The organism is Paenibacillus bouchesdurhonensis (assembly GCF_900155685.1).
Taxonomy (GTDB): Bacteria; Bacillota; Bacilli; order Paenibacillales; family Paenibacillaceae; genus Fontibacillus; species Fontibacillus bouchesdurhonensis.
Genome location: NZ_LT732548.1, coordinates 4135492 through 4148084 on the forward strand (window position 1 = coordinate 4135492; position 12593 = coordinate 4148084).

The following is a 12593-nucleotide window of genomic DNA, read 5'->3' on the forward strand; positions in this document are numbered from 1 at the left end:
CGGCCCCAGGGCAGCGCCAGACGCCGGACGGCGATGTCGGCGAGCCAGAGCAGCAGCGCGGCGACGAGCAGCGCGCGCTCCCAGCTGCGCAGCGACTTATACGGCTGCACCGGGAAATCGAACAGCGCGCTCGGCTCCTCCCATTTCAGCTCGCGCCCGCCCGTTAAAGCGGCAAGCTTGGCCAGCTTCTCCCCGGCATCCTCCGTCACGATCCGATACTCGGGTGAATAAGGGATCACGAAGCCAGTGCCCGTTCCTCCGCCATCCACAATTTCATCCCCGCGCTTGCCCTGCAACTGAAGGAGGAAAGAGCCCGGCTCACGCACAGAAGTCACCCCGGTATACACCCCGGGAGACGTCTGAATTAGCGGTACTGTAACATCGCTCAAATCCTCGCCAGTGACAATAGCCTCAAGCTCCTCCGGCGGATTTGCCCCTTCCGCAGCAGCAACTTCAAAATAAACCTCGTTGCCCTTTACCGTCGTGTTCACTTCAAAAGGCGAAGCCGAAAACTGCGGGAAAGTCCATTTCACCATATCCGCGAATACGCTCGGAAACCCTGGCCAATTCACCCAGTCCCGCGACCATTTCCCCGTCAAATCGCTCGTCCAGGCTACGGCTCGTCCAGAGCCGTACTGCCAGCGGGCCAGCAGGGGGTCAGGCTCGGGACTTGCCAGCACCGTCTGCGCAGTCGATTTAGCCGATGTGGCCACATAACCGTAGATGGTCGGCAGTCCGCCGGACAACGATTCACGCCAATCTCCCGGCTGGACAAGGGCAGGAACGAAGGGTTTATCCACGATATATGTTCTAGCAATCATCGCCGCTTCCCGGCTGAATATCGTCGGCAAAGTCGTCGCATCTTTTACAAAATAATAACGGCCTTTGGCGCCCTTGGCGAGCGATTCAAGCAGCTGCGTATCCGCGCCATCGCCGACAGCGACGGTGGACATCGTCATATGATTGTCCTTCATCGTATTCAGTAGTTCATCGTAACCTGAGTTCACCGCCGACTGTCCATCCGTTAACAGAATGATATGTTTGCGCTGAGCCTCGACCTCCAGCAGTTTATTCGTCGCATCCGCCACGGCCGGATAAATATTCGTCCCGCCCGCGCTTGGAATGCTATTGATCTTGGCGATAACATCATCCTTCTGATCCCCGAGCTTCGTCGGCTCTACGACCCACCATGGCCTGTCGTCAAAGGCGACAACGCCTACCGTATCCTTGGATCGCAGCATTTCGACCGTACGTATCGCCGATTCCTTGGCCAGCCTGATATTGTCCCCTGCCATGCTGCCGGATCGGTCGATGACGAGAATGAGCCCAAGAGACGGGATCTCCCGCTTGCCCTGCAGCTCCATCGATACCGGAAGGAGCTTCTCGATCGGCGTTTTGAAATAACCGCCCATGCCAAAACTCTCTTCTCCACCGACCATCATGAAGCCGACGCCATAGGAACGAACCGCCTGCTCGATGAGCTCCATCTGCTTGCCTCCGACCTGTTCGCCGGATACATTGTTAAAGATGACGCTGTCATAGCCGGCGTATTTCGCCATTTCCGTCGGCAGCAGGCCAGGCTCGATGACCGTATACTGAATCAAGCCCGATTTCAGTGCATTTTCCAGATTCGAGGACGTTCCCGGCTTTCCCTCGACGATCAATACCTTTGGACTGCCAGTCACGCGGGTAAAAGCATAATTGGCATTGTTTGCTGCCTGCTCGTCCCCGTCCATGAATATTTCTGCCCTGTAGCGATGAAGCCCTGGTTCTCTGGCCAGGCCCTGTAAAGCGAAGCGATTCTCTCCTCGATCCAGCGTCACTGTTTTGCGGCCAATTTCCTGATTATCCTCATACAGCCGCAGCTCGCCGCTGCCGGAAAAAGTACTGCGAATCGATACTTCGAACGTAAATGACTCTGCCCGGTACAGCTTCTCCGGAATGCTCAGCGACTCAACGGCTGCATCCCTCCGCTCTTTCACCGGAGCCTGCAGCACATCAACCGCAATGCCTCTGTCCTTCAGCGTTCTTGCTGCGGAAAGGACATCACCTACATTTTCCTCGCCATCCGAAATAACGATGATCCGCTGGTTGCCTTTACCACCGAATAGACTGCCCGCAAGCTGAAGCCCTTTCTCCAAATGAGTAAAAGCCGCATTCACTTCAGCGCGGGCGCCGCCGGTCGACAGCGGCAGGATATCGAGATTTTTTTCAATGACAGCATCGAGCCCTGCCGAGACGATGGCCGTGCTATCCTGCTCCCCTTTACCGCTGGACGCTTTCGCGGCCCACGCCAAGGATGAGTCGATATCCTCCATGCTGGCGGAACGGTCGATAAGAAACACGGCTTCCTTATTTTTAACCAGTGTAAAGGTCTGAAAATCGGCAAGCGCCAATATTAACAATGTAACAATCGTGACCCGCAGGCCTACGGCCCATTTCTTCCTGCCACCGCTGAGCCGGAAATCCGAACGATAGGCGTAAAATGCACCAGCGAACACAAGGAGGAGCAGCAGCAAAACCCATGGATGATTAAATTGAACGCCCACGCTGGTACACCCCCCATTCTGCGATAATCACGATCAGAGCCAGTAGCACCGCCAAGTAAGCAAGGGAATGCTTGGACTTCGCTTCGATACTTATATTTGATTCGCTCGAAGCTCCGTTTACAGGGGTACCGCTGCTGCTATCGTTAGTGTCTTTGTCATCACCGCCAAATACAAGCGGCTTAGGCTGCCCCATCGCGGATTCGGACGGATAAGCGATCACCTCCACATAGTAGCCAGGGAGTTCGCTGCCGTCTGCTCCCTTCGTTTCAAATCGCCAGAGGCCGGGGAGCTTCGGTGCAGTTTGCTCAGCAGCCAAGCTCTCATTTTGAATGATTGCCGGAATCGGCGCCGCCCCTGTTCCCAGCGCATAGCCATCCGCCGCGATCCAAGCGCCATCCGTCGCCTCTACAGTTGCCGGGATTTCCAGCGTTGAACCCGCGACCACGCGGCCCAGCCCCGTCGTCCGACCCGCTTGCAGCCACTGAACTGCATTGTTGACCATTACCGGGAATTCCGGACGGAGCGGCAAATCACCATCACTTAAGGAAAAGAGGAATACGAGCCGATTGATTCCGCTCTCGGTTCCGGCATAAGCCGCTGTCTTCGAGCCAACTTCGATGAGCGGCTTGCCCCATATTGGCAATTCCCTATCAAGAAGGGTTCCGGTTGGCGGATCATTCAACGAGATATAGCGCATAACCGGGTGATCGAATATCATCGTTCTGCCGTTCGGAGGCTGAATGGTTGCTCCATCACCGCCCAGTGTCCAAGTCGGTATCTCTTTCACTAGCCGGCCCCATTCCCCGGTTTCCAAATATGCAGGGGACTTGCCATCCATAATGATCAGATCCGGCCTGTCTTTGGGAGTTTCCGGAGCTTTGGCCGCCTCTTCATCCCCTGCATTTGCCGAGCTTGATAAGGGCTCCATCCGGGTTACCCTAGCTCCCGCTAGCTGAAGTGCCTTCTCCAGAAAAAGGTTGCCCTGGGAAATAAGCAGCACGCCTGGGGCACCGCCCTTTTCACGGAATGCAAAAGCCTCGTTGTCAGGCGCATAGTCGTCATCCGTTGCCAGCTTTAATTTGTAAATATCCGCAGTAGGCAGTTCTCCGAAGGTAACGGTTGCGGCCTCGCCATTCTTAATCTTCACGGATTCCGATGCCAGTAGTTTGCCATCCCCAAACAGTTCCAAATTCACTTCGACCGGGCTCCCGCCGTGATTCCGAATCACAGCTACCCCCGTGCCGTTCTCCCCATCGCTTTTTACGCCGAATTGCTCTACGGCTGCATTATTAACCGCGGCTCCTCTCAGAGATACAACCTCCAACGGAACAGCAAACGGAATATCGTCCGCCGGCTCGCTCCACTGCTCATCCGTAAAAATAATCATTCTCGCGTCAGGATCATCCTTCGTTAATGCCACAGCCAGGGACATCGTCTCCCGATAAGCAGCCTTGCCGTATTCAACCGCCAGCTTATCCACTTGATCACGGATCGCCTTCTGATTCTTTTCACGAGTCAACAGCACCTCCGGCACCATCCCCAGCTTTAACAAGGTTACCTCGCCGTCCGCTCCCAACGATTCGATGTACTTGCCAACCTGCTGCTTAAGCTCGTCCATCGCCGTTCGGGATGAATGAGTATCCTTCTCGGTTTCGCCGTTCCATGCCGCACTCATGCTCGCCGATGTATCTACAATGATAACGGTGTGCCCTTCCAAGCCGCCTTTGACCCAAATAAAAGGCATCATCAACGCAAATGCAAGCAATGCAGCTACAAGCAACTGCAGCCATAGCAGCAGTCGATTTTGCAGCTTCTGCCAAGGGCGGTTAGCCTCGATATTGCGCAGCACGCGATTCCACAGCAAATGGCTGGGTACCAGCGTATCTATATACTTTCGCTTAAACAGATACATCAGCACGATCAGCGGAATCGCCAATGCGAACCACAGTCCGGGCCAAAAGGAAATTCCCATCTTTTCACCCCTTTCTAGTTGCTCTAACATGATCTGCTTCCAATTCAAAAACAGCTTAAGAGCCAAGCACTCCCGCTCCGCGCAGCGTCTCGAATATTCCCGTTTCTAATGGGGTATCAGTCGTGATCTGTACATAATAAATAGCCCGTTCACTGCAAAAATGCGCAATTTCCGCTTGATAAGCCTGCAAAGTACGTCTATAGGCATCCAGCACTTTTCCGGTCAATGCGATTTCTTTGCCCGTACCCAACTCGCTGTCCACCAGCCGTAAATCTCCACTCAGATTCGGGGCAGTTTCCTCGGGCGACAAGACCTGTACCAATACAATTTCCTGCCCGGCAGCCAGCAAGAAGGACAATGTCTGCGCCAGCTCATCTATTCCGCCATCCAGCCAAAAATCAGAAAAAACCCATGTCATTCCCGGCTGTTTGGGGAGTGCTTTGGGCTGTCGCAGCGCCTGAGCCAAATTCCCGATGCCGCTCGGCTCCGCCGCCTGCAAAAACGAGAACAGTCTAGCCGCAGAGGCCTTTCCCCGAATAGGAGGCAATTGTCCCTCCACCTCTGAACTGAACACCGTTCCCTGCACGCGGTCATATGAGGCCAAAGCCATGTATCCAACGGAAGCAGCAAGGCGCTTCGCATAATTCAGCTTGTTCGCGCCAGACGACGGCTCATTATTTTTAGCGGATGCTTCTTTGTCTCCAAAGTCCATCGAGGCGGAAATATCTACATACAGATTCACCTGCAGCTCCTGCTCATCCCAATATTGACGAACAAAGGGTCTACCCGTTCGGGAATATACGCCCCAGTCGAAACGGCGGATATCGTCTCCCGGCGCGTATTCCCGATAATCGGCAAATTCCAGCGATGACCCAAAGCGGTTTGAGCGCCTCTTCCCCTGCATCGTTCCGCGCACCCGCCGCTTGGAGACTATCGACAGCCGTTCCAGGCGGGGAAGAAGCGATGGCGGAAGGAGAGGTTCGATCATCGTCTTCCCTCCTCAAGCACGGACAGAATATCTTCAATCAACTTGTCCGGGGATACTCCCAGCGCTTGTCCTTCAAAATTCAAAAATAAACGATGGCGCAGCGCTGGAACGGCTACCGCCGCGATATCTCCGGTCGACACATGCAGCCTTCCTTTCGAAATTGCCCTTACCTTGGCTACCGATACAATCGACTGGATTCCCCGCGGCCCCGATCCGAACAGCAAATATTTGCGCACGGACTCCGGAGCCGAGGCTTCCTCGGGATGTGTCATCATTAGCAGCCGCACCCCATAATCGAGCACATCGTCGGCAAGCAGAACCTCTTTAGCAGCTTGCCTGATTTCCAGCAGTTCTCCAGCCGAAGCCACCTTATCCGGAGTCGGCTGATTGCCGGAAGTCGTACGGCGGACGATCTCCTTAAGCTCGTCGGGAGATGGATAACTAACATGAATTTTCAATAGAAAACGGTCAAGCTGCGCCTCCGGCAAAGGATATGTCCCCTCATTCTCCAACGGATTTTGCGTGGCCAGGACAAAAAACGGCTGCGGCAATCTATGCGTCTCCCCGCCAATGGTTACTGTCTGCTCCTGCATCGCCTCAAGCATGGCGCTCTGCGTCTTCGGCGTAGCACGGTTGATTTCGTCCGCCAGCACAATGCTGCTGAACACCGGCCCAGGCTGGAAGACTGTATCCGTGCTGCCTTGCGGCCCAAAACGAATAACGTTTGTTCCGGTTATATCACTCGGCATCAGATCGGGCGTAAACTGAATTCGCGAGAATGACAGGTCTAAGGTGTCAGCAATCGTACGGACGAGCATCGTCTTCCCTAGTCCGGGAATGCCTTCAAGCAAGGCATGTCCTCCAGCAAACACGCACCAGAGCAGCTGCTCGACAATCTCCTCCTGGCCCACAATGACTTTTCCAATCTGCTCCCGCACGCTTGATATTGTATTTGTCCACGACTCCACCCGTGCATTTGCTTCTAGCATCATATGTCCCTCTTCTCCTTCGTCCTCAATATCCCGGATCTATTTCGGTAAAATAGCTCTCTACCAGGCTTTGCATGCTTTGCGGCAGCTCGCTTCGCTCCAGGGAGCGCTTGGCTTCGGCGGCATAATCGCTATACACCTCGTCATAGGGCCGGCTTACTCCGTCAAATACTGGCGACTTGCCGCCTTTTTGCACATCACCGCCGCCGCCGTGAATTTCGCCGCCATCCCGCTCTATATTTCCACTGCCCTGCAGGTCGCGCGGCGTGGTAACAAGCTCCCGTCCGCCGCTCCCGAGTCCCGCACCCAGGCCTATGCCATTTCCTTGACCACTGCCAGTGCCTTGGCCGCCATTTCCCGTGCCACTGCCGTTGCCGCTGCCCGATCCGAAGCCTGAACCTTGACCGCTCCCTTGCCCGGAGCCCTGACCCTGGCCGCCTCCATGATCACCAGAATTGCCGCTCCCTGGCTCCCCGCCGGCGGGTAAATAACCAGCAGCTAATTGATCAGCGACTCCGCCCATACTCCAAGTATCGGAAACAGCAAGGCCGGAGGCGGCCATTTGCTCCGCGAGCTCCATTCCCTGCTTCGCTAGCGCGGCGGCTAATGCCGCGGCAGCCTCGGCCTGATCCATATCGGAATTCAAACCGGCGGCATTCTCTTGAATCGCTTGATTCAGCAATTCCAATGCCTGCTCTATCTCTTCCGAATTTCCCTGTTCGAGCGCTTCTGCAGCTTTTTTCAAAGCTTCCGCCAGACGCAGCGCTTTCTCATCGTCTTGTGGCGCAGCCTCGGCAATACGCTGTAAATCCTGGGCAAGCTGTTTGCGTTCTTCCTCGGACTTTGAGGCAGCTTGCCGACGGAAATCGTCCATTTTCTCTTTCAACGCCTGTTGATTTTGCTGTTTCAGCGCCTCAGCCAAGCCTTGAGATAACGGATTGACCTTCCACTGATCCAGCCATTTCTCTGTTTCCTTTTGCTTGAGTTCTATTTTATCGGCCATTTCCTTCAAGCTTTTCATCGTATTCTCTACACTATCCAGCGCTTCCTCAGGCGCCTTGCTTAACTCCAGCGCGCGCCTCAGCTCAGCTATTTCCCGGTTTAGGGCATCTTGCGCGATTGGCTCCAGCTTGCGCGCCTCCAGCTCTTGGACTCTTTCGTTCGTCTCCTGCTTCTGGGCGGTTACCCATTCCCTTTGCTCTTTGCGCTTCGCAAGCTCCTGATTCATCGGATTCGGCAATACAACCAGCAGGGCTATCGCCATCAGCAAACATGCGCCAGACATCCAAAATTTTCGGCGAACCGCAAAGGGGAGCCGCCGCTTGATCTCTCGCAAGTAGGCCGAGCCATACTCAACAGCTTGAGCGCGCTGCCACTTCGCCGCAACCGTATCCGCTTCGCCGAACGACAGCGCCGTTGCCATATCGTCTCGCCTTTCCTTCCCGGTCACCTGACGATCCATCATACGGGCTGCATCCATTAGGGATACCCGCCTTGCGAACAATCCCCATACCATACCAAACAACGCAGTCAATACGATTACACCGGCTCCTTGCCACAGCAAGCCCTCAATCGGCCGCAGGCGGCCGACAGCCAGCCATAATAAAGCGGCTCCCAGGCCGATGATCAAGCCATGCCGAAATCCATCCCACGCTCTAAGCCATTGCATGCGTCGGCGTACCGAGCTGAGCTGTTGATATATTTCCTTCATGCTGCCGGCCTCCCCTCATAGCTCCAAATACGAAACCTTTTTTATGCCTGGTTGTTACTCCGTCTGCTCATTGTCCTGCGGTTCCCAATCCGTCTGGAGACGCTTCTTGCCCCGCCCTCGTTTGACTGGACGGATATAACGGATCGCTAGCCAAAGCACCAAAGCTATAACTACACTATAAACGAGCAAGAATTGCTGCCACAACTGAATCGGCGCACTGCCCTGCTGGCCTCGTGAATGCGCAAGAAAGACGCTATCCGAGAACGACGGTTCAAAAATGCTGATCAACGCTCCCGCCGGGTTAAGTCCAAGGATAAATCCGATCCAGGAATAATCTGAAGCTAGAGCCGTCCCTGATACATAGTAATTAGCCTGAACCACTCCCATTGCAAACAAATAAACAATTCCCGTAACGAGAAAAATAACAAGTCCTACACCATAAGTCATAATTACGGCAACCATCGTTCGTTTGAACAACGTAGAAAATAGCACGCCCAATGAACCGAGCAGCAGCATAATGAACAAATAAAATAAAAAGACGAATACAAGCTGCTTTGGAGCTACTCCTCCATAAAGGAAAGCTATGCTGTACACCGGCAGCGTCGCCAAAATGACTAATGTCATGAAGCTTAACGAAGATACCAGCTTGCTCAGAATAATCGTCGACGAGCTCTGCTGGGTCGTCAGCAGCATGTTTAAGGTCTGCTTCTCCCGCTCACCGCTAATGACTCCGGCCGTCAGCGCAGGTGTCATAAACGCTATTAGCACTAGCTGGGCAATGCTGAGCGCGTAGAACATGACCCGGCTTGTGCTTGGGTCAATGCGGCCCGAAAAACCTGCACCGCTGCTCATCATGACATAAATAATGCCCATCGCTAGGAGCCCCATCACCAACACATAGACAAACACCGTAACGGCAGAACGAGATGATCTCATGCGGAGACGAAACTCTTTATCCATCACAGGATTAATCAATTTCCTACGCCAATTCATCCGCCGCGCCTCCCTTCGTAATCTCCAGGAATACATCCTCAAGATTGGTCTGTGCTTCATGGAAGGACACAACCCCGTACCCCGCGCCAATGACTTTATTCAGCAGCTCAGCCTGCTCGGCATCCCCGCCGCTAAAATGAACATGCACCCCTGTAGAATCGCTCAGCACTTGAGTGACATGGAGTTCGTCACGGAGCATATTGGCTAGCTCGTCCCCGCGTTCCATGACGCGTATATGCAACACCCGCTTGACGCGCAGTCTATTTTGGATGTCAGCCACCTTGCCCTGAGCCACCATCTCTCCATGCTCAATCACGCCGATCTCGTCCACCATTTCCGCGAGCTCAGGCAAAATATGCGACGAAATAATAATCGTTTTGCCCATGAGCTTCAACTCTTTCAAAATTTCCCTCATTTCGATCCGAGCGCGGGGATCAAGGCCCGAAGCCGGCTCATCAAGTATGAGCACATCGGGATCATGCACTAGGCAGCGGGCCAGGCACAGCCTTTGCTTCATACCGCGAGACAGGCTGTCCACATATGCATTCTGCTTATCGCTTAAATTAACCAACTCAAGCAGCTGCGGGATAAGCTTCTCCCGGTCAGGACGAGGTATGCCATAGCTGGCTCCGTAAAAATGCAGGTACTCCGTCGTTCTAAACTGATCATAAACCCCGAAGAAGTCCGGCATGTACCCGATTCTCTTTCGCACCTCATGCGGCTGCTCGGTGACCTCGAAGCCGCCTACCGTCGCCGTCCCAGAGGTGGGCAGCAGCAAGGTTGCCAGAATCGACATCGTCGTTGACTTCCCGGCTCCATTCGGCCCTACAAATCCGAACACAGTCCCTTTTGAAATGGAAATATTCACCGACTTCAGCGCTTCAAAGCTTCCATAGGTTTTCGTCAAATTGCGTATTTCTATCATCGGCTGCTACTCCCCTTTACAGCGATTTCCGGCAGGTCAAATCCGTTCCAATCCTGCGTAGTGATGACAACGCGCAGCGTCGTCCCACCGACCAAGTATTGATCTATCGGCTGGGCGAGCTCGACAATTCCCTGATTAAATTGCAAAGGCTCAAGCTCTCCCTTAGAGGCATTCCATACCGCCATACTCATGTTGTACCCACGATTGTTTTGGCGCATTTTCAGCTCAGAATACTCAACCTCGTTAGGCAATACATATTCAAGCTCCATTTCGCCGGCGGACATATGCACATTGCCGCTGGACTCATAGCCCCACTCGGAAGACGTTGTCTTGGCGATGGTAGGTTGAATATACCCATAAGGCATACTCCATTGTCCATTTTTTTGGAACTCTGGATTAATACGCTGAACCCACATATTCAGCGAATCATCTTCCACATTTTTACCGTTAACCCCATACTCGAGCAATTCGTCCTTGCTCCAGCCAATGAAGGCATAGTTATGCGTCATATTGCCCCGGTTGAAATAGCTGTTAACCAGGCCTCTGGCACGTTCCTGCTTCATATTCTCTTCGCGATTGCCAACGGTTGGGAATATATGATAGCCATAATCATTGTAGCTTACGGGGATCGGATTCGACGTGATCGCGGCCGTTTCACCTTTGGCAAGATCTCCAAGCAAGTACAATTTATCGTTCAATATAATCGCAGTATCCGTTAAATCCATCATAGTTTTATTTGCAACCGTCCCTTGGGGCGCCCCCTGATCATCAAAGGAAATATTGACTTCCAGTTGACCGAATTGCCGATCCTCCAGCTGCTCCACGGTGAACTTGGCCAGGGAGCGGTACGTCATTCCTTTTAAATTCACAGTCGTTTCGCTATCGCTCTTCCGAATCAACTGCCGCTCGGAAGCATTCGACTGGCCACCGGAAATGAGCCCGTCTTCACGCTGCACCGTAACATGCGTTCCAGCTGGGAAGCTCAGCTTGTAGTTCCCGCTGCGCGGGATAAATAATGCTGTTGACGTGGAGCGGTCGGCATAGCCCTTGCCATCTAATTCAAAAATGCTGAGCGTGTTCGTGCGCAGCGTGCTTTTGCCTGTCGTACCAGCTACGTAAATTCCGCCGCTGGCAAGTACGGCAATGACCGGAATCAGCAGCCATGCCCATTCGCGCTTATCCAATTTTTTCAGCACGAAATACAGTCCTGGGGCAACAATCACTGCATATCCCAGCAGCAGCCAAAGCAGCAAAGAATACGGCGGCAATGTCAGGCTTGGAAAATAATCCAGCAAATGATCGATCCGCTGGGCTATATTTCCCTTCCAGCCCATGTTGGCTTGCGAAGTCGCTGCTAAGGGCTCGTGCTGCTGAAGCACCGTATTCCATAACTCGGCATGACCCGGCCAGGATTGCAACGGCTCCATGGAAACATCATAAGCGGCATAAATTACCGCGCCTTTGCTTACATCCCAGGAAACAAACAAAGGCTGTTCTCCATTAATTATCGTCTGCGCGCCATCTTTCAGCTTAACGGCGGAAATAGGGAACGACGAAGTCAAGGGTATTGACTTGCCAGTCACTTTCTCCAGCTCCTTCAGCGAGGTGACATCCGCATGGCCGGAATAGTCAACTGGGGACAGCTCCTCCAGCCCCTGGATCGTTTTCGCATAGCCAGCACCTCCGGCAAGAACGAGTGTTCCGCCTTTGTTCACCCAGGCCTTAATCGCATCTACCCGCTTAGTCCCGAGATTCCCAGTCGTATAATTATTAATGACGAGCGTATCCAGCCCTGCCAGCAGGGCGGCATCCTCCGGTAATTGTTCCGGCTTAAGGGGGATGAGCTTTACATCCTTTCCCTTGCCGTTCAGCACACTGAGAAAATTCATGCTGTCCGGATCAGGAGCCAGCACACCAATCAGAGTGCCGCTGCTTGCGCCGGAATTCAAATATGGAGCTTTGGTTTTAAAGGGAATATATTTTCCCGTTTCTACCGAATCTTTGTAGAAGCGGATCGAGTTGTTGTCCTTGTGAAAGGAATGCCCCAGAATGCCAAAGGTAATTTCCTTCGGCGTACCCGCAGGCAAATCTACGCTTTGGACATAGGAAGCCTGGCTTGCGTTAAATGGATACTCCACCTGGACAACGATATCACCTGATAAATCCGTATCGCTGGTCAGCGTAATTTTAAGCGGCGTCCATTCTCCCATTTTGTAATGGCCATCGAAGCCAATATCCGTCTTGATAGAAATCGACGGCTCTGCCGCATAGGCGGGCTTGGGGCTCGTGAGCCCCGGCAGCAGCGCTAATATGGCAATAACCAGCCACAGCACTGTTAGGGATGCCCTCTTATTGTCATGTGATAACAAATGATTCTCTCCTCTCATCCACGCAATGATTCTATTAATAGGACGTTTCAAGCGACCAAAATGTTTACGTTCCCGCAACTAATTTTCTGCATGAAAC

Annotated in this window: 8 protein-coding genes; all 8 read right to left on the reverse strand. The window is 53.4% G+C overall.

Features of this window, described 5'->3' with window-relative positions; translation table 11 throughout:
• The coding region (locus CZ379_RS22825) for a VWA domain-containing protein (protein WP_110934522.1) at positions 1 to 2549 on the reverse strand (2549 nt) is incomplete at its 3' end.
• Positions 2533 to 4521 (reverse strand): vWA domain-containing protein, encoded by a 1989-nt coding sequence (locus CZ379_RS22830; protein WP_199925738.1) that lies wholly within the window; start codon positions 4519 to 4521, stop codon positions 2533 to 2535. The genes CZ379_RS22830 and CZ379_RS22825, both read right to left, overlap by 17 nt.
• Before the next feature lie 55 nt (positions 4522 to 4576).
• Entirely contained in the window at positions 4577 to 5509 is a 933-nt protein-coding gene (locus tag CZ379_RS22835) for a DUF58 domain-containing protein (protein ID WP_110933717.1), read from the reverse strand.
• Positions 5506 to 6498 (reverse strand): AAA family ATPase, encoded by a 993-nt coding sequence (locus tag CZ379_RS22840; protein ID WP_110934523.1) that lies wholly within the window; start codon positions 6496 to 6498, stop codon positions 5506 to 5508. The genes CZ379_RS22835 and CZ379_RS22840 overlap by 4 nt, the downstream gene beginning before the upstream one ends.
• Positions 6499 to 6523: 25 nt before the next feature.
• Positions 6524 to 8209 carry a phage tail tape measure protein gene (locus CZ379_RS22845; protein WP_110933718.1) on the reverse strand — a complete coding sequence of 562 codons (1686 nt, stop codon included), beginning with the start codon at positions 8207 to 8209 and terminating at the stop codon, positions 6524 to 6526.
• 54 nt (positions 8210 to 8263) lie between these two features.
• On the reverse strand, positions 8264 to 9202 hold the full coding sequence (locus CZ379_RS22850; RefSeq protein WP_110933719.1) for an ABC transporter permease: 939 nt from the start codon (positions 9200 to 9202) through the stop codon (positions 8264 to 8266).
• Positions 9189 to 10127, reverse strand: coding sequence for an ABC transporter ATP-binding protein (locus CZ379_RS22855; RefSeq protein ID WP_110933720.1), 939 nt, complete (start codon positions 10125 to 10127; stop codon positions 9189 to 9191). Before CZ379_RS22855 ends, CZ379_RS22850 begins: the two co-directional genes overlap by 14 nt.
• Positions 10124 to 12496, reverse strand: a complete 2373-nt coding sequence (locus tag CZ379_RS22860; protein ID WP_110933721.1) for a hypothetical protein — start codon at positions 12494 to 12496, stop codon at positions 10124 to 10126. Before CZ379_RS22860 ends, CZ379_RS22855 begins: the two co-directional genes overlap by 4 nt.
• Between the last annotated feature and the right edge of the window lie 97 nt (positions 12497 to 12593).